An 18,724-nucleotide genomic window follows, 5' to 3' on the forward strand; every position below is an offset into this window, starting at 1 on the left:
GATACCTCCATCAATCAAATAGTAGTGAGCACTTTCATCTGTTTAGTATTATTTGTTAACCATTGCCATCCTATTCGCCATAAACAATCAGAAAAAGAATTCAAATCACGCTTGGCTGTGTTTAAATCGGCCCTGTTATTCGGATCTGATGCACTATATGAACATCTTGACTTTTAATAAGGTTCCAAGAAATTTATTTATAAGTAAATAAATTTTGTAGAGGAGTCCATATGGTAGTCCACGACAATCGCAAGGAACAAATCATCACGAAAGCTCTCGAACTTTTTTCTGAAAGGGGGTATTACAAAACGACAAACGAAATGGTGGCCAAAGAAGTAAGAGTCACGCAGCCCTTTGTTTATCATTTTTTTAAAAGTAAAGAAGAGATGTTTATCGCGGTTCTCGATAAAGCGTTCCAGCGTCTTCTAGCGGCCTTCTCTTCGGTTGAGGTGCCGGCACACTTAATCGTCGACAAGATGGGTCTTGCTTTCAACGATATTCTAAACAACAATCGCAAAGAAATCTTAATGGTTATGTAGTCCCAATTTATCGCGGAACCCGGGATCAGGGACAAAGTCAAAGATCTCTTCCATGTGATGCACCAGACCTTAACCGGAATCTTTAAACGGGCAGGTCTTCCCGATGCGGAAATCATCGCTACGCAATTTATCGGTATGGGACTGATGATCACAACCGCCGAGGTTCTGGGCATGCCGCAGCTGCGCCATGCGCCAATATAAACGGCATACCGAGTAATTCCGTTTTAATCATGAATAGGCAGCCATTGTGCAGTCTTATTTTTTGAAATGAAATTTATTTACCTATAAATAAATTTGAAGAGAGGGATCTACTAAGAATGAGAAGAAATTATTTTGCGGAGCTCGGCCGTTTGGCAGTCAAACGCCGGGGATGGTTTGTAAGTGTAACCCTCATCTTTCTGCTTTTTGCCAGTTTTTGGGGAACAAAAGCATTCGGCTCCCTTTCCGGCGGTGCAGGGTTTGAGGACCCAACGAGCGAATCCGGCAAGGCGGACCAACTGTTATTAGGGCCGCTCGGCCGCTATGCTGCCGATGTGGTTGCCATCTATGAAAGTGACCGTCTTACCGTTGTTGACCTTGAGTTCGCCCAAGGTGTAAGGCGTTCCAAGATCAAGGCCAATGAGGTAACAAGGCTGGAATCGTATTGGTCAACCGGCTCAGCCGACTTCGTGTCGTCCGACCGCCATTCCACCTATGTGACCATTCAGCTTCCCAGCAAAGATGATACAAGCCGGGTAACCGAGTTCAAACAAATTCAAGATCGTCTGCTTGCGGACAATCTGACTGTCCGCTTGGACAGCATCAACTCCCGTATGCCATGGATGGCTCTTACCGTTGCCTTGATTTCGTCTATCGTACTGTTTTTCGCCTTCAGGTCGATTCTTCTTCCACTGAAATCGATCCTGATGAATTTATTGTCGTTGTCGGCGTCGTTCGGCGCGATCAAACTGATTTTTCAAGATGGCTATTTATCGAATTTGCTCCATTTCGTACCCGCCAACGCAATCGACATCAACATGCCGGTCTTGATCCTAGCGATTACATTCGGCTTGTCGATGGATTACGAGGTATTCCTGTTATCCAGGGTGCGGTAAGAATGGGATCGGACGCATGACCCGGTGGAGTCCATCGCTGTTGGTGTTCTGCAGACGGCAAGAATCATCACCAGCGCAGCCTTGCTGCTTGTGATCGTGGTAAGCGGCTTCCTGACTTCCGACATAACCTTTATGAAAATGATCGGCGTCGGGATGATCATTGCCATCGTCGTCGATGCTACGATTGTTCGCGGATTGCTGGTGCCTGCGACGATGAGATTGCTTGGCCGTTGGGCTTGGTGGGCCCCTGCGCCGCTTTCGAGATTTTGGGTTGCAAAAGGGTTCCCGGTCACGAAGTCGCCGAAAGTAGAATGACGAGGAGCTTATAAGATGTTACAAAAAAAGCCTTTGCATACCGCAAAGGCCTATAATTTGTTTTCAAATAATATAGGGTCTATCCAACGTTAATACACCTTTTATCTTTGTTTATCCATTTTCCAGGCTTCTATTTTCAGTTATTCTACCATCAATTGGACGTCTTCTTCCTCATACCACGGATTGATATGGATTAACACTTCTTGTACATCGTCATGCTGCTCCATGATTGTTTGTTTTATTTTGCGCGATATATCATGCCCCTCTTGTACACTTAGATGCGCGGGGATCCCGACACGTATATCGATAATTACGTAAGTTCCATGCTCTCTTGCCCGGATACGATCAATACGCCGAACTTCCGGCACCGAAAAAACAAGTTTTTCGTAGTCCAGAAGCTTTTCTGGTGCTACCATTTTGTCCATTAGGATATCCACTGCATCCTTGCCCATGTGGTACGCGAGCCTGATGACAAAGTATGCAACTAAAATACCGGCCAGCGCGTCGCCATAACTAAGTATACCAATGCCATATTTCTCGCCGAGCAGCGCGGCTCCGATACCTGTAACGGCTGCAATCGATGCATACACATCGGCTAAATGATCATAAGCAGTCGCCAGCAAGCTTTTGCTATTTTCTTTTTTTCCATAATGCATACAGTAGAGATACAGCCATTGCTTCCAAATCAATGAAATAGCAGCGGCAATTAGCGCGATATAGCTTGCTTCCGAAGCAGGGTGTAAAAAGGACTCTATAGAATGATAAGCAATGAACAAAGCTGCAAATAACATGATGATCGCTACCATTGCGGAACCGATGATCTCTGCACGGCCGTGCCCGTATGGATGATCCGAGTCTTTAGGTTTCTTGGCAACCTGCGCAGAACCCAGTGCAGCTATTGTTGCGATAACATCCCCTGCATTATGTACGCCATCGGCTATTAAAACCTGGCTGTTAAATAAAAAGCCCACAATGATTTTGATACCCGTTAAAAATAAATTACTAATTAAACTGATCCAGATTGCTACAATATTTGCTGATCGACTCAGAGTAGTCATAACGAAGCCCCCCACTGTTATTCACCAAAACATGCCTTACCCGTTTGCTTCCAGCACTAGATTGTCCATATGCACAAAAAATTCCCTGCACCATATTTGTTGCTCCAAGGAAACAAAAAGTCCTAAACCGCGTAGGGTTTAGGACTTTGGAATTTATATGAAATTGAGTTAATGGATTCATTCATTTTAAGCACCACATTTCAATCTTTTTGACCATTGAATTACTTTAACATGGCTTGATAGTCATTGCAATGCTTGAATTCACACTTTTTGTCATGATTACTGTACCACATCGTCGTGATCCGTTCCCGTAATGACGTCGTACCACGCTTCAATTTCTTCCTGAAACTTGGTGGTTTTTTCAATGTAACGGGACAGAGTGTCGTTGCCGAGCGGCAGATGAACCGGGGGCTGTTCGGCATTTGCTAAACGGATGAAAGCCTGTGCGAGCTTGGCTGGATCGCCGGGCTGTTTTTTGTTCACTTGGGTGGCGAAGCTTCTCATTGCTCCCACCGTGTCCGCATAATCGTCAATGACATTCGACGTTCTGGTTAAGGATGACGTATCCAGAAAATTCGTTCTGAAGAAGCCCGGCTCGACAACGGAGGCATGAATCCCGAGCGGCGCGAGCTCCTGAGCCATCGCTTCCGTCAGTCCTTCAACAGCAAACTTCGTGGAGCCGTAAACTCCCCAGCCATAAAAGCCGCTGAGTCCGCCTACAGACGAAATGTTGATCACATGTCCCGATTGTTGAGCGCGCATAACCGGCAGGATGGCCCGGGTAACATTCAGAGTACCGAACACGTTGGTCTCGAATACACGCTTCACTTCTTCGCCCGTTGCCTCTTCCACCGCACTGAGAAGGCCGAAGCCGGCATTGTTGACCAAGACATCAATGCGCCCGAAGCGGTTAACTGCTTGGTCAGCGGCCACCTTGGCCTGAGCTTCATTGGTAACGTCGAGCTTGGTCACAAACAGATTCGAATATTGTTCCAGCAGGTCGGCCAATTCACCCGCATTGCTGCGAACAGTCGCAACTACCTTATCGCCATCCTCAAGAACCGCTTTTACAATTTCCAGCCCGAACCCTCTGGATGCTCCTGTAATGAACCATACTTTTGTTGTTGTCATGTGATTTCTCTTCCCTTCTTAAATTGTAGTGATTAGCTATGAATCAAGGATAACAAAGCTGATGCCTGCTTACTTTCCTATTTAGCCCACTGGATTTATCCATTTGGCTCAAAAACATACTTCCTGTAAAAAAAGCTCCCAGCCCGCTAAATTTGCAGACCGGAAGCTTCTTAAGTTAGCTTAACTTCTGTTTGGTTCAGTATTATACAGGCAGACGATAATAAGGCAAAGTGACCGACGGCCGAAAACCCAGCTTTTGCGCCAGATTATAAGACCCTTTATTTTCCAGTCGACAGGCCCATACCGGCTCCAGATTACGCTCCAGACAATAGTCGATTAGCGCAGAGCATACGGAGGTGGCATAACCTTTTCCACGGTGGGTATCTGCCGTCTCGATTCCAATCTCCAGCTGACTGGCTGTCAGGAAGGCTGAGAATGAGGAAGAAGCGACTTCTCCCTCCGACAACAGGGAATAACCTACGCCCTTCTCGGCAAAATGCTCGGCATCCCGCCAGAAGAAACGAGGAACTACCGATCCGCTTTGGGCATAAAACAACTCTTTCGTCAAATTGACTACTGGCTCTTTGTGCCTCGGAAAGTTCCGCTTCGCATCCAGATAGGCGTTACGGTCAAAGCTGAAGTTGACTCTGGTGTTTCTTTGAATCTTTTTGTTCTCCAGATTCTCGGGCGACAACCCACGATTCTCAAGACTGTCGTTATGGGAAGTCAGCATGGAATCAATGACCCCGCTCCATTCTCCGGCCGGATCGGCCTGCAGCCATTCCATCTGCTGCCTTGCTGCCGATTGATTCGTTATGTAATCATATAGTCCGTGAGTAAATGAATCATCTCCCGAATCACCGAACAGCAGTGACATTCTATAGGGATGAGCTACATAAAATGCACAGGGATTCTCCCGGGAATCTACATATACATGGCCTGGAATATGTTGCCTCAGCACCACTCCGGCAAACATTGTATTAATTTTCACTTGGTCAAGCAGCGGCAGCGCTTTGTAATAATCCTCGCGTGCGAGTTCAATCATCATTTGTCCCCCTCTTAATACGGCTAAGCGAATTAAACCTCCAGCGGAAAATAAATAGAAAATGCTTCCGGGTTAAGTAAAATTATAGAATATTTTAACACTTGGAGTCTGATACGTCGACACGAATCTGTATGTCTGAAGCTTACTTTGCTTTTTTCAATGTGTATCTATCCGTTGCGATCAGCTTGATGTCCGTTAATTTACTTAGCACGCTGCTTACCATCGATGCCATCAATTGTTGAACAAGCATAGCGAGAACAACGGGCAGCGCCGCGGCAGCCGGCAGGAACGTAGTCGCAATTACCGCTCCAGCGCTTATGTTTCGCATACCAACCGTATAAGTCAGGGAAATCGTGACCCCTGCTTCCTTTCTCCATCCCCATCTGCCTGTCGAATAGCCAAATAGGTAGGCGATGAGCGTCAAAAGAATCACTGTGGCAAGAATCCCGACAAGCTTCCATTCAAAATGAATGAAGAACGGGGCAACGAATGCCCCGTTCAGTGCAACGACTCCTCCGAGCGCGATCTTGGAAAAGGGAGCGAGCCGGGGCTTCCATGTCCGCTCCGCCTCTCCCCGGGTCACATGGTTGATGAACATGCCAAGCAGCGACGGAAACACGATCATCAGCAGGAGCTTCCATACCATGCCCAGCGCATTAATATGTACCTCCGAAGCGAACAGGAGAGACAGCATCCCCGGAACGACGAACGGAGCAAGGAGCGTATCCAGCAGGATGACCGCAATAGTCAAGGTTACGTCTCCGCCTTTGAGCGCTACCCAGAACAAGGTCGTAACTCCTGTCGGAATGGCGGTTCCGAGCACCAGGCCGGTAATCGTCTCAACATCCCCGCTAAAGAGCGCCATCCCAAGCAGCCATGCAATAAGCGGCATGACAAAATGCAGAAGAATCAGAGCGCATAACATCGGCGCCGGCCGCCGGAATACACGGACGAAATCTCTGGAGCTCGTCCCCAAACTACCCGCCAGGGTCATAAAGGCAAACAACCAGGTGGATAAATAACCATAGGGCTTTAACCAAACGGTGAACAGCATACCGGCAATCAGACTTGCGGGGGTAATCCATGGCATGATTCGGTCAAACATCCGGTTCACGGTGGTCAGCATAAGTTCGTTCCTATATTCATCATTCGTTTTCTCCTTCACCTTCCGGAATGAAATAACCGAATGAATGAATCGATCAGACAATGCGGATTCTCTTCTGTGGAACTCAATTGGGGAACAAACAGCGTCCCGATAAAGAATGGATGTCCTTGTAGTTCGACAATTCTTGGCCTTCCTTCTGTATCCGTGCCTACTATGCTTAATCCCGCTTCATGAATCGTTGCTTCCTATTCCGGGTTTAGACCGTAACTGCATCTGAATTGTTCGATTACAGTTTGTTTTTGATAAATGTTAGAAACCATTGAAGGGCTCTTGATATGGACTTCCCCTTTTTGACCGACTAGAGAACAAGTAAGTTTACTGATTACCAGCCTAGAAGCATCCGGGTTTCGTTCTTCATGATCAGCATCATCAATCCTTAATTTGTTTTTTGCATACTCGAGAATTATATTTTGGAATCCGCCGCAAGTCCCTATTAATGGAATGTCATGTTCACGGGCATAATTAATAATTTGTAATACTCCACTCACAGATTCAGGAACACCCGGGGCGATCCAGAAACCTTTATATATCGTTTTGATCGACTCTAGCTGTTCAGGAATAGATGCTGTTGGAATCCAGTCATACTCCATTGGTGATTTATTTTTCTTAATGGAATGGGTTAATGCTTCATTTGTGGCCTGCTGTGAAGGATAGTCCGGATTAAAATCGCCAACAATACCAATCTTCATTTGGATACCTCACCTCCGTCCGCATTAACGCGATAGTGTTCGTATGCGTTGATCGAGTTCTCGGCTTTGCGCCAGTCAAACTCATTCATCCAGTAGTCGATGAGTCCCTCAAGATAGTTCCGGCCAACACCGTAATACCAGTCATCATTACCGGCGCCTACAGGCCATCTAGTAGACTTTAGTCGGTGCTGAAGATCCGCAAGCACCTCATCCGACACGTAGATCGGACTGGTTTAATAAACCAGCCAAATCCGGCCGCTCTCATAGATCTGAATATCCTGAGACGAATGAAGGAAGTCCGATCCGCTCGCATATCCGGTCTCTTTCATCTTCCGCCTGCCCTCTTCCCAAATGGAGCGGTCATGGACAATGGTATAACAATATACGATTTGATCGTCGTCTTCGTCTTCTTGCGATCCCAGGTATACCAAATCTTCGCCAAACAGCGATTTCAGATATTCCCTGGCCTCCGCATGCGAATGAAACCTCGGAAGAGCCTCTTCGAACTGCCGGGACAGCATCTTTCGATTGCCGGAAAGGGTATAATAGCGGTCTAACTCCTCTTTATTGATCACATCATTCGCCTCCATTACCAAGTATGGTTTTTAACAAAATATCACTTGGCGCTGCGGCGCGCAATCCATGAGCGTAGAATGACGTTACAGCTCAATCACTTTTGTGGCAATATTGTTGCAAAATTCCCGGTCATGCTCCACAAAAAGGAGCGTTGGTGAATGCTCAAGCAGCAGCTCTTCAATTTGCATGCGGGAGATCACATCGATAAAATTCAGCGGTTCGTCCCAAATATGCAAATGAGCGTGTTCACAAAGACTTTTGGCAATGAGCACCTTCTTTTTTTGGCCGCCGCTGTATGCCGATATATCCTTTTCAAACTGATTTCTCGAAAAATCAAGCTTCCTTAAAATCGATTTAAACAGGCTTTCATCAATCCCATGGGTTCTGGCGTAATCCGATAAATTGCCGTATAAATGTGAGGTGTCCTGGGAGACGTAGGATATTTTAAGCTGGCTACCTTTTCTGAACGCGCCCGTATAGCTTAGTTCCTCACCGCAAATCAGCTTGAGTATGCTGGATTTCCCGGAGCCGTTCTTACCTGAAAGCGCGATTCGCTCACCCTGCTCAATCGTAAAACTAATATCCTGGCAGACCCGCTTCACGCCGTAGTATATCGATACCTTGTCAAGCTCGGCAAGCCGGCTTTTATGATAGACAAGCTGTGACATCTTCAGGCTGTCTGAGCTTTCCACATTTTTAAGAAGCTTGGACTTCTCCTCCAGCGCCGATTGCTGTCTGTGCTCCATCGTTTTGGAGCGTTTCATCATTTTGGCAGCCTTGTGGCCGATGTACCCTTTATCCACCTTGGAACCGGAATTTCTTGTGCCGTTTTTCGTTTTTTCAACCTCGTCGGACCAGCCGCCCGTTCGTTTAGACGAATCCGATAAGCGTTTAATATCTTTTCGCAGCTTGTCGTTCTCTGCCAGCTCGAAACGATCCTGTCTTTGTTTATTTTCCCACCAGTCCGAGAAATTGCCCTTATGAATTTCAATGCTGGTCTTGTTGATGGCAAGAATGTGGTCCACGCTGTTATCCAGGAACGACCGGTCGTGAGACACCAGAATAAATCCGCTTTTGCTGCTCAGATAATCACTGACAACCCTTCTTGCATCCATGTCCAGGTGATTCGTAGGTTCATCAATTAACAGAAAGCTGTGCTCCTTCAAAAATAATGCTGCCAGCAGCACCTTGGTCTGCTCTCCATTCGACAATGAATCAAAGGGCCGGTACAGCACATCCTCCGAAACGTTCAGCAATGAAAGCTCACGCTGTAATTTCCAGTGAAGATAGTCCGGAACAATCTCCTCAATGACATCAAAGGTAAGATTCTCCTTGTTCTCAACTTGGAACGGAAAATATTCAAAACGGACATTCGCCGAAATGGTTCCGCTGTACTCATATTTACCGAGCAGCAGGTTAAGAAAAGTGGTCTTCCCTCTCCCGTTTCTTCCCGTAAAGCCCAGTTTCCAATCGGTATCGATTTGAAAGTTTACGTTCTCGAATAGGTTATCGTAGCTGCCATCATAGGCAAACGTCAGGTTCGTAACATTAATTAATGGCATGGTATCATCCCCCTGTATCCAAAAATAGAAAAAGCTGCAAGAAAGTACCTTTCTCGCAGCTCAAATAGATACAGCAAATCCGGCCCGTTACGGGGTCAGGAAAAGGGATATCGTCCGAGCTGAAAAGGTCTGGTAACTTTCTTGCATAAATAAAGAATAAAAACACGCGAAAAGAGTTCGCTTGATTGTTTTCCATTCTTAAGCAAGAAAGTTATTACATTATCCTTTTCAGCTCCATTCATTAAATTAGGTGTATATTACCATATCCATTTTTTAATTTCAACATGGTGAATTTTACGAATAGGTTGAGCGGCGTGGTCGTCGTGCCTCGTAACCCGTTTCAGCTGCTCCGCTGCCGGGTTTCCAACTGCGCCCGATTACCCTTCTATTGGCAGATCTGGCCCCTTAAAATTTAATTGATAAAAGCAAGATCCAGCCACTTACCAAACTTGTAACCAGCACTCTTTATTACTCCACAATATTGAAAACCGAACTTCTCATGAAGCTTTATACTGATCTCATTTGCTGCATCAATTCCAGCGACTAATGTTGCGTATTCTCGTTTACTAGCAATGTTTAGGATCTCTTCTAATAGCTTTGTTGCAATGCCCTCATTTCTAAAATCCTTACTAACATAAACGGAATGTTCTATTGTATATTTATAAGCCGGCCATGCTCTAAATGGACCGAAAGTTGCAAATCCAGCAACATATCCATCTTTTTCGTACACTAACAATGGATATCCACCTTGCTTCTTAATATTAAACCATTCTTTTCTTTCATCAAGTGTATGAGCTGTATAGTCATACACAGCTGTAGTGTTCAATATGGCCTCATTATAAATATCTAAAATACCTGGTAAGTCTTTCTCGGTTGCTTCTTTAATCATTATTTTCATTCCTTTCACAAGAACTTTGTTTTCTTAATATTAACAACCATCTATAAAGTCATAAAATTGAACTTATTATTCATTTGTTTGAATTAAGGAACGGTACGGATATGACTTTTCAACAATTCCTATATTTAGTGGAGGTCTCCAAGCACAATTCAATTAGTAAAGCAGTATCTGAAATGTCTGCCTTCTTATGCTCTTGAACATACTCGTCATTGCCTTCCGATACAGCATGCCCGGTTGTCTAAATGGGAGGCTTAGAATTACGTGAGTCCTCTTTTTATGATTTTAACGGTCCCGGTTCACCAAATAATCCAGCAAATGCTTCAAATACGCGGTATTGCGGGGTACCTCTCTCAAAGCCTCAACTGCCAGGCAGTAATGCTCCCACATCTCTTTTCTGGCGCCATCGGTTCCTAGGACGGATACAAAGGTCGAACTGCTGTTTTGGGTATCCTGACGTGTGGGTTTGCCAAGTAAGAGCAGCATCCCCTTCCACATCAAGCAAATCGTCCTTAATCTGAAAGGCGATTTCGGGTAGAAGAAGTTGATGGGTTTTAAATCAATGCTCGGTCCTCGGTGTTTACTCGGGATCATCGACAATGATTTTGGCATAGCTCCTCCGGTGTCCCTGCACTCTCCGGATATGTGCCAATTAAGATAATTCCACTACCTTGCGAGCAGTGCAATGGAATTATAGTCTGCTTTAGTTTTTCCAAAACTTAGTCCACGTTAATACCGTTGGTGGCATATAATTTTTGAGCTCGTTATTGCTGTTAATAGAAATGACTTAAAAATATACAATTCACCCTTTGTATTGAAACATTTCACAAGTTCAACGCGTCAGTAGGGTATATTAAATTAAGAAAGGGGATTAAGCCGATAATGTGGAAGAGAGGGATTATCTATTTGACTATCGTCTTGTTGTTAATTACTGCTTGTAGTTCTAATGCTGTTGAAAAAGCTGTTTTTTCTCAAAGTGAAAAGATACAGGACAAAGTAATTGTTTCCAAATTACAGAAGGATAAAACGATACAGCAATACGAGTCCCAAACAATAAAGGATATAGTTGCTACATTCAATAATTCCTCTGATACTGAGATCTTTATCAAAGCATTTAAGGAATCAGAAATGATACCAGGCGTAGTTAATGTAAGTTCTCCGACTTATGAAATTACACTTCAAAAAGATGGTTCTGAAAGCTCATATTATTTATGGATTACTAATAATAATACGACCAGCAATGCAATGTATATGTACAAAGGCGATACTGATACTGCCTACAAAATAACAGTCGAATCCACAAATTCAATAAATGAATTGCTCGATGAATTTAAAGGATCAAAATAAAAGTCGTGTCTTTATGATCATAGCCCCGCCAAGTTGACAGTAAGAAAGAAGGATTATAAGCCGCGATCTGTTGCCGGTACTCTACCGGTGACAGGTCGTCGAGTTTTTTCTGAAACGTCGGGCAAATAGAAATCATGGCGGTCAATACATAAGCAAAATCCAAGAGGCGCCTCGGCTGTAAAATTCCGTTTAGCAAATACCCACTCTCTCATTAGCGTGTAATGGACTGGTACCAAACTTCTGTATCGAGCTTCCCCTGTAATCTTCGAAGCTTTTACCATCTTGACATTTACGTACCTAAGTCAGGATCAGGGTCTCTCTCTTGATTCCGAATTTTCTCATGATCATAGGATAGCTCCAGTTCTCCTCTAGACTTAGTCGAATCCCCTCTATCTAAACGTCTCGCTATATCGGGTTTATGTTTGTCCTTTCTTTGGTTTAGAAATAATCCCCTCAGGTCTTCAGAGTTGAATTCCTCTTACCATGAACTCTTTTTTCACTGTCTACCATAAGGGATAATACCATTATAAATTATATAGACACGTCTCCACTATTTTAAATCATATCTTTCTAATATCGATTTCCGGAATTCAACTTTAGGGTCTTGGTTTTTTGCTAAAGTGCTCAAAGGTTGAGATAAAGTGTCAAGTGAGAACTTTCCGAGATCCATATTGATTATGCTATATTGCCCTTGTGTATTTTTCTTAAGGAAAATGATACTTTTTTGATTTTGCTTTAGTTCTGTATAATCCTCGTAAGTTATTTTTTTCTTGCCCTCTACATTCTCAATATAAGAAATAGGTTCTATGATAGTTAAAGAGTCATCCACAGCCAATGTTGCGGCTTCAGGTGCTTTAATCACCTTGTTAATTTTTATTTCAGTAAGAGTGTAAAAGTCTTGTATATTGCCATCATCAAAAGTTGTAACGATATGTTGACGATCATCAAAGTCCTTTAAGGGAGTGCCTATTACGATAAGTTCCGCATCTGAATCTAAGGCATCTACCGTTCCGTATTCTACATAAGTGGCTTCCAACGAGATTTTAGGAATAGTTAACTCTGATGATCTAAATGCATGAGTAGATGTTAAAAAAAGAGTGACAAAAGCAACTAATATCCCTGCTGCCAATACAGTAATACCTAACTTAATTTTCCCAAAAGTCATTATGTTACCCCTTCCTCACACATCAATTGTTTTGCTTCTTAATTTCCCCACTTGGAAATTAAAGATTCCTTATCCCAAGTCTGAACACCAATGGACTGAATACCTTGTTTCATAACAGAACTTTGAGACGTTACTGGGTGAGCTTGAGATAACGTATGACCGACTTCATGAGTTGCATTTGAGATTCTTTCTGGTCCACTCATATAATAATCGTTCATCTGATTATCATAAATGGCTACAGTAGCGTATGCCCATGTGTCACTCACTCCTACCACCCCGCCAGATGAGTTATAAGGAGTCGTTACACCCAAGAGACCGGTAGTAGCCGTAGTACCAACATAATATTTGTCTGGATTCCCACTAGTAGAAGTAGTTTTACCGATGTTTACCGATCCGGATGCGGCATTCCAATCAGCACGTGCAGAATCATATGCACCAGAATAGCCATAAATAGCAACGGATGAATCATAATACGCATTAAAGTTGGCTGAACTTCTTCCTCCGGCAAAGATAGTTGCAAAAGATGTTGAACTATAAGCAATCACTATGATAGAGATTATTCCAATCATAAAAAAAATTTTTTTCTTAGGAGTTAATAATTGTTTCAAGGACAGCACCACCTTAATTAGATTTTAGATGTTTTTAAATACTGAAGTAACAGTAACAGACTCAATCTTCAATTTAATATCACACTTTTCTTTAGCTTTTTTATAGCTAACATCATGAAATACCAACAGATTATTTACTCTGAGTTCTTTCAAGATGTGGACTATTTCTTTAAGCATGTAAAACTCTTTGATCTATTTATTTTTATTTTTTCAAATGACCAATAAGGTAACATATGGAATATTAGGGATAGTATCTCACAAATAAATAGGTTTTTCTACTATAAATGATATATTTTACTATTAAATTACATACAAATTACAATAGACTGATATGTCCCCCCCGTTCTACGAAAATGAAGCAGATTGGACTTCCTACCTGCTAAGTTTTAGTCTTTAATAATTTAAGGACGGAAAGTTCTCCTGAGCCAGATTGGAACAAAGGTACTCTTTCAGATTTGAGTAGCTTTGAACATAATTCAGAAATGTTTTGCCGCTTGAGATATTGTCTTGTCAAGTGCTGCAAAAATAATAACTAATGTCCTAAAACAAAAAAGCCACGACAGCGTCCCTCAAAGATTCATGTTCTTGTCTTTAAATTCTTCATTTTTGGAAATTGTCCAGTAGTACATATTTTCTTAACCATATCAAATCTATAGGTTATGAGTGAATTGAGTTTGCCCGTTTGCATTTTAGAAATTGAGCTCCATCATTTCCTTTGTAACAAAAATAAAAAAGTGCTGGCAATTAGGCCAACACTTCATTTTCAAGCATTAAAATGCTTTCCTCTTCATTGCATTTCAGGTATGGAAAACCTTTTAACGGTCCCGGTTCACCAAATAATCCAGCAAATGCTTCAAAAACGCGGTATTCCGGGGCACCTCTCTCAAAGCTTCAACCGCCAGGCAATAATGCTCCCACATCTCTTTTCTGGCGCCACCCAGTCCAAGGACGGATACAAAGGTCGAACTGTTGTTTTGGGTATCCTGACGGGTAGGTTTGCCAAGTACGAGCAGATCTCCTTCTACATCAAGCAAATCATCCTTAATCTGAAAGGCAATGCCCGCATGATAGGCGAATGTCTTCAAAGCCTCGATTTCATCATCTTCCACTTGAGCAAGTATAGCAGGCATCACCAGCGAGGCTTCAAAGGCAGCGCCGGTTTTGTAAAAGCACAGCATGTTCAACTCTGCAAGCGACAATGCTTTGCCTTTGGATTGCAGATCCATCGCCTGTCCCCTGCAGATTTCTTCCGCCTTCCCCGCCGAATAATGCATCAAAGTAAGCACAGCCTTTGCATCGAACCGGTCAAGCGACGCTTGTTCTTTGATCGCCCTCTGGATCAGAAACAGGCCGGTTAATTCCGCTGTTGCGCTGTCATACACCTCATGCAGGGTTGAACGTCCTCGGCGGGTAGACGCATTATCCTGGGACGGCAGATCGTCGAAGATCAGGGATGCGGTATGCATGTATTCGAGTGATCTCAGCAGTGGTGCGATGGCCGAAGCATTCAGTCCATATTCGTTAACGCCCATAACCCAGGTCAAAATCGGCCGCAGCCGCTTCCCGTCCCCTTCGAGACTGTAATTCGCGGCATCGGCGAGCGTATCTTTCACCGGCTGAGTCTCGTTATTCTGCCCTATGGGCAGCAGACTGTTGATTTGATCGCGGACTGTCCTAACCGCAGCCTGAAAATCTTCCTTTTCCTGCTGATCTTTTTTCAAAAAGGCATTCATCTGGTCCCGCAGCAGCTTATCGAAGAAATCCACGTCCTCTGCCTTTCGGACCATCTTACCCACGAGATGATGAAATTCGGGATCGCCGGAAGCAAAAATGTCCATGATTTCGTTATACTTGTCATCGCCCAAGCGTTCTTTGCAGCGTTTCAGGCCATTGATGGCACGATCCAGAATCACCTCACGAGTCTTGGCGTCGGAGCGGTAGACGTTTTGGATCAGATGGCAGATGACCGTCCAGTATAATTCGTAAGGGTTGATCAAATCCGGGCGCTGGTTACGGTACTTTAAATAATACGTATAGGGCGTTACCGCGCCGCCCTCCATATCGTCGAACATATCCGCAAAGTCGTCGGCCAGCTGGTTGTAGATGCCATAGTAAAACGTGCGATGATCAAAGCCTTCATCCACTTCAGCATGGATTACGGAACGGACGATCAGCCGGGAGGATGCGGATTTTAAGATGACGGGGATATACAGCTCTTCATTGGTGTAATTGGCGCAGGACAGATCCTTATCGCGGTCGATATCCTGAGATTGAAAGAACACATACGACTGCTCAAAAAAGGTGCTCACCGTCTCCGGTCGCTGAAGGCCCTTAATAAATTCAAAAGCATCACGGAGCTCGGAATGGACGTATCGAATGAATTCCACATTTTCTCCAGTCCACCCGCCAAGCTCCGGCACGATCCCGGTGAGAAGCGCGGTTCGGATCATACGGGAATACCGTTCTTTCTCCCCAGCGGTCAAGAGCTGGGAATCGAGCAGATCGTCAATAAAAGGATAGGTCAGTCCGTAGGAATACCCTAGCCGGATGGCTTCATCCAGTCTCCTTGAACGTTCCCCAGGCGGCGTCTCCTCCCCCATCTCTTCAATCACATGCAGAACAACCCCTACAATGATCTTGATCAGTTTGCGCTGGGCTTGCTCGGCATTCAGCTCTTTCGGAATATGGACGGAGACGCTCTTAAGTTTGTCGATTACCCAAATGGCGGCGGTTTCGACGCCTTCCTTCTGGGCCCACCTATAAAAACCGGCCAAGCTCATAAACTCAGGCTGGTCTCCCTGGTTCGTTCTGCCCGAATGAAGCAAATGGGTTTTGATGCCGGTAACCATCTGCCGAATCCGATCCTTCGTGCCTGGAGAATCCAAGGCTTTGCCGAGATCTCTCATGTAAATATACGAAACGCTGCGATCCAGATAATCGTCCAGTTTGCCCGTATAATTTAGCCATCCTAGATATCGGTGATAATCCCGGGTGTCCGGTTTTTGCTTTCCCCGCGAAAAGTAAGACCACCAGGAACGATGACGAACATGGTTTCGTTTCCATACTTCAATATCTTTGGTCAGGACGGGGACATACGTCTTCTCCTTCACCTGCCGGTGTAGAGATGAAAAATAATGAGCGGCCTTCTGCTCAGCGAGCCGATACCTTGTATCAGAATAATTTGTAAATTCCTCATCTATACGATTCATTGCCATACGATTCATTACCTCTGCTTCTTTTTTAGTTAATCATGTTGTTACTTTATACGGGAAAGAAGCTTTTTGGTTACCAAACGTTTAGAAGGGATATAGCCTGACCAATCACAGCAACAGAAAAACCGCCGTTACCCGAAACCAATCGCTGCATTTCGGGGACGGCGGCTTTCTAAGCCAAATTCATTCTATTTTCCAAAAGTATGTTCAGTCCGTAAGCAAACTACTTCTCTAATGTAATGCGGAATACAGTGCCGGCATCGCCTGCAAATACAATCGTTCCATTTTCAGGCAAAACCACTTTATTATTGCGGCTGATTACGGTGTAGCTCACGCATTTTCCCTGAGCGTCATACACCGCATAAGCGCCTTTCGCCGGTGTTGCGACAGTCATCTTCTTACCGGCGGCGGAAGAGGGAACTCTGTACCATCTGGCGTTGCCATCGGCTTGCACAGTAACCGCTGAATGTTTCCCCGCAAATAGCGGCTTTATGATATCCTCACTGACATACAAGCTTCCAGCGGCTTCAAGGTACTCGATCCCGTCTTTTGTATAAAAACGGTATTCAGCCGTATCCCGGCTTCCGATCGCAGGAATTTGATGCTGGCTCACTGCCGTATTCGGACCAGTAATTTTTTTATCCATTAAATAGCCCTGCAGATCGTCAGCCCGGGTGATCTTAAGCGTCGGCATAATCATGTAAATGACCGAACTGAACTTCTCGCTTACTGGGTAATAGGTTTTGCCTTCCCGCTTCGCCCATGCCTCTGCTGTCTCTGTGGATATTGGGTTGGATTCGAGCTTCTCAGCTAAATAATGAGATAAGGCCAGTTGTCCCAAACCCGGAATGGCCGTATATTCTCTGACCCAGAGGTAGGTGCGTCCATTTTTTTCCGTTACAAAACGAGCCTTGGCACTGCCTTCCTGGTTAACAAAAGCCCCCTCCGATGTATACACAAACTTCTGCTCCGGATATCCAGGCATGCTCGGCACCGATATGGACAGAACCCCGTCCTTAATATCGATTTTAGCCAGTTGGTTGAGGGTACCATAATAGCCCGCGTACTTCATGACGTCGTTTGGCATATCGGCTTTAACCGGCGTGCCGAATGATTTCTCGGATTTGATGTCTTTGATCGCGCCCTTTTCTTTCATTGCCTGAAGAAGCAGCTCATTCGCCAGCAACTCGTTGAGCGAGCTGCTGCCGCCCGACGACAGCACTGCCGCAGCCATGTTCTGCTCGGGAAGGACAACAAAAGAAGCATGATACAAAATCGTATCTCCGCCTTTGCTTAAACCCTTTATTCCATAATCGTTAAACGGAAACAACCTTACGCTGTCCCAGCCAAGCCCAAAGTCAATCGAGTTGTCGGCATCTTGGGGCCATAGCCCTTTTTTGTATTCCTCCTGCTCCATTGCACGGACCGCCTCGTCCGAGAGAATACCGTCCTTCTGTCCCGTGAATATTTCTGAGAATTGTACCAGATCTTCTGCGGTGGAATAAATTCCGCCCGCTCCAATGGCGTTGACCGTTTCATTCGGCAGCTGCTTCTCAAAAGGCGGATAATAAAGAGCGGCGAGCTTGCCTGGTTCCAGTACGTCCTGCGGTGTCTTCGTATGTTTCATTTCTAGCGGTCCAGTAAAATATTGATGGATGAATGCGGTAAAATCTATGCCGCTAACTCTCTCAACAAGAATCTCGGCCAGTGTGAATCCATCATTGCAATACACGGAGAAGGCGCCCGGGTCCGCTTTTAAGCTCTGGGTAGACAGTTGTTCCAGCAGCGTATCGTGAACATAGGTGTCTGGATCATTGAACAGAAAAGAATTTCTTAGGCTGCTGCCTTGCAGGCCAGAGGAATGATTCAGCAGCATACGCGGGGTAATTTGCTTATATCGTTCATCCTTCATCTTGAAATCACTTATGTACTGCACCAAAGGGGTGTCTAAGTTGATCTTCCCTTCGTCTACCAATTTCATGACAGCGGCAGCCGTAAACATTTTGCTCGTCGATCCAATGCCATACAGGGTATCCTTGCTAAGCGGGATTTTCCCTGCCTTATCGTTTACCCCCGTCTGTCCCGACACCTTAATCTCGCCGTGATCAATCAATGCATACTGGACGCTGACCGTACCGTAATTTTTGGTTAACAAAGCCGCCTTTTCAGAAGCGAACTTCTCCAGTGCCTGATTCGTATCGACCACTTTGCTGCTGGACGCTATCGCCTCCGTTGGGACAAGCGGAGTCAGTGCAATTACGGCCGTTAGTAGCCAAACCAACCTTTTCTTCATGGAAGTACCTCCTTTATATAGAACAACATG

Annotated in this window: 15 protein-coding genes and 3 pseudogenes; 4 read left to right on the top strand and 14 right to left on the bottom strand. The window is 44.7% G+C overall.

The genetic code is table 11. The annotated features are described in order from the left end of the window. Positions 1-230 precede the first annotated feature (230 nt). The 3 genes and pseudogenes from G5B47_RS17550 to G5B47_RS17560 all read left to right on the top strand — a co-directional run bounded on the left by G5B47_RS17550 (position 231) and on the right by G5B47_RS17560 (position 1,948). Positions 231-539: a TetR/AcrR family transcriptional regulator gene (locus G5B47_RS17550; RefSeq protein ID WP_165100641.1), complete on the top strand. Its 309-nt coding sequence runs from the start codon at positions 231-233 to the stop codon at positions 537-539. A 54-nt stretch (positions 540-593) separates the two neighbouring features. Next, entirely contained in the window at positions 594-740 is a 147-nt protein-coding gene (locus G5B47_RS17555) for a hypothetical protein (protein WP_165100644.1), read from the top strand. Between the two features lie 116 nt (positions 741-856). Beyond that, positions 857-1,948 (top strand): annotated as a pseudogene (locus tag G5B47_RS17560) (MMPL family transporter). Between the two features lie 140 nt (positions 1,949-2,088). On the opposite strand, the gene G5B47_RS17565 reads toward G5B47_RS17560, so the two are convergent. The 10 genes and pseudogenes from G5B47_RS17565 to G5B47_RS17610 form a co-directional block, all read right to left on the bottom strand. Next, on the bottom strand, positions 2,089-3,006 hold the full coding sequence (locus G5B47_RS17565) for a cation diffusion facilitator family transporter (protein WP_165100647.1): 918 nt from the start codon (positions 3,004-3,006) through the stop codon (positions 2,089-2,091). 279 nt (positions 3,007-3,285) lie between these two features. Continuing rightward, positions 3,286-4,137, bottom strand: coding sequence for an oxidoreductase (locus G5B47_RS17570; protein WP_165100650.1), 852 nt, complete (start codon positions 4,135-4,137; stop codon positions 3,286-3,288). 202 nt (positions 4,138-4,339) lie between these two features. Next, entirely contained in the window at positions 4,340-5,185 is an 846-nt protein-coding gene (locus G5B47_RS17575) for a GNAT family N-acetyltransferase (protein ID WP_165100652.1), read from the bottom strand. A gap of 139 nt (positions 5,186-5,324) precedes the next feature. Continuing rightward, on the bottom strand, positions 5,325-6,389 hold the full coding sequence (locus G5B47_RS17580; RefSeq protein ID WP_165100655.1) for a bile acid:sodium symporter family protein: 1,065 nt from the start codon (positions 6,387-6,389) through the stop codon (positions 5,325-5,327). Between the two features lie 143 nt (positions 6,390-6,532). Next, positions 6,533-7,036, bottom strand: coding sequence for a glutamine amidotransferase-related protein (locus tag G5B47_RS17585; protein WP_165100658.1), 504 nt, complete (start codon positions 7,034-7,036; stop codon positions 6,533-6,535). After that, entirely contained in the window at positions 7,033-7,254 is a 222-nt protein-coding gene (locus G5B47_RS17590; protein WP_328804569.1) for an epoxide hydrolase N-terminal domain-containing protein, read from the bottom strand. The genes G5B47_RS17585 and G5B47_RS17590 overlap by 4 nt, the downstream gene beginning before the upstream one ends. Positions 7,255-7,269: 15 nt before the next feature. Next, positions 7,270-7,611, bottom strand: a complete 342-nt coding sequence (locus tag G5B47_RS17595) for a hypothetical protein (protein WP_165100660.1) — start codon at positions 7,609-7,611, stop codon at positions 7,270-7,272. Between the two features lie 84 nt (positions 7,612-7,695). Beyond that, positions 7,696-9,174 (bottom strand): Lsa family ABC-F type ribosomal protection protein, encoded by a 1,479-nt coding sequence (locus tag G5B47_RS17600; RefSeq protein ID WP_165100663.1) that lies wholly within the window; start codon positions 9,172-9,174, stop codon positions 7,696-7,698. Between the two features lie 377 nt (positions 9,175-9,551). Beyond that, positions 9,552-10,063, bottom strand: a pseudogene (locus tag G5B47_RS17605) (N-acetyltransferase family protein). 291 nt (positions 10,064-10,354) lie between these two features. Further along, positions 10,355-10,598 (bottom strand): annotated as a pseudogene (locus G5B47_RS17610) (polyprenyl synthetase family protein); the annotation flags it as partial. A gap of 377 nt (positions 10,599-10,975) precedes the next feature. Between G5B47_RS17610 and G5B47_RS17615 the strand changes: the two are divergent. Beyond that, entirely contained in the window at positions 10,976-11,416 is a 441-nt protein-coding gene (locus tag G5B47_RS17615) for a hypothetical protein (RefSeq protein ID WP_165100667.1), read from the top strand. A 550-nt stretch (positions 11,417-11,966) separates the two neighbouring features. Here the strand turns inward: G5B47_RS17615 and G5B47_RS17620 are convergent. The 4 genes from G5B47_RS17620 to G5B47_RS17635 all read right to left on the bottom strand — a co-directional run bounded on the left by G5B47_RS17620 (position 11,967) and on the right by G5B47_RS17635 (position 18,694). Beyond that, positions 11,967-12,581, bottom strand: coding sequence for a hypothetical protein (locus G5B47_RS17620; RefSeq protein ID WP_165100670.1), 615 nt, complete (start codon positions 12,579-12,581; stop codon positions 11,967-11,969). A 38-nt stretch (positions 12,582-12,619) separates the two neighbouring features. Next, positions 12,620-13,189, bottom strand: coding sequence for a hypothetical protein (locus G5B47_RS17625; protein ID WP_165100674.1), 570 nt, complete (start codon positions 13,187-13,189; stop codon positions 12,620-12,622). Positions 13,190-14,004: 815 nt separating this feature from the next. Further along, a complete protein-coding gene (locus G5B47_RS17630; protein WP_407945232.1) occupies positions 14,005-16,404 on the bottom strand; it encodes a polyprenyl synthetase family protein in 2,400 nt (799 codons plus the stop codon). A gap of 220 nt (positions 16,405-16,624) precedes the next feature. Next, positions 16,625-18,694 carry a serine hydrolase domain-containing protein gene (locus G5B47_RS17635; protein WP_165100677.1) on the bottom strand — a complete coding sequence of 690 codons (2,070 nt, stop codon included), beginning with the start codon at positions 18,692-18,694 and terminating at the stop codon, positions 16,625-16,627. Positions 18,695-18,724: the final 30 nt, after the last annotated feature.

Origin of the sequence: Paenibacillus apii (assembly GCF_011043685.1) — a bacterium.
In the GTDB taxonomy this organism is placed as follows: domain Bacteria; phylum Bacillota; class Bacilli; order Paenibacillales; family Paenibacillaceae; genus Paenibacillus_AQ; species Paenibacillus_AQ sabinae.

Coding starts and splice junctions, on each gene's coding strand:
- G5B47_RS17630 (WP_407945232.1), bottom strand. CDS start 16,404: ATGGCAATGAATCGTATAGATGAGGAATTTACAAATTATTCTGATACA.
- G5B47_RS17635 (WP_165100677.1), bottom strand. CDS start 18,694: ATGAAGAAAAGGTTGGTTTGGCTACTAACGGCCGTAATTGCACTGACT.
- G5B47_RS17570 (WP_165100650.1), bottom strand. CDS start 4,137: ATGACAACAACAAAAGTATGGTTCATTACAGGAGCATCCAGAGGGTTC.
- G5B47_RS17585 (WP_165100658.1), bottom strand. CDS start 7,036: ATGAAGATTGGTATTGTTGGCGATTTTAATCCGGACTATCCTTCACAG.
- G5B47_RS17575 (WP_165100652.1), bottom strand. CDS start 5,185: ATGATGATTGAACTCGCACGCGAGGATTATTACAAAGCGCTGCCGCTG.
- G5B47_RS17565 (WP_165100647.1), bottom strand. CDS start 3,006: ATGACTACTCTGAGTCGATCAGCAAATATTGTAGCAATCTGGATCAGT.
- G5B47_RS17550 (WP_165100641.1), top strand. CDS start 231: ATGGTAGTCCACGACAATCGCAAGGAACAAATCATCACGAAAGCTCTC.
- G5B47_RS17620 (WP_165100670.1), bottom strand. CDS start 12,581: ATGACTTTTGGGAAAATTAAGTTAGGTATTACTGTATTGGCAGCAGGG.
- G5B47_RS17600 (WP_165100663.1), bottom strand. CDS start 9,174: ATGCCATTAATTAATGTTACGAACCTGACGTTTGCCTATGATGGCAGC.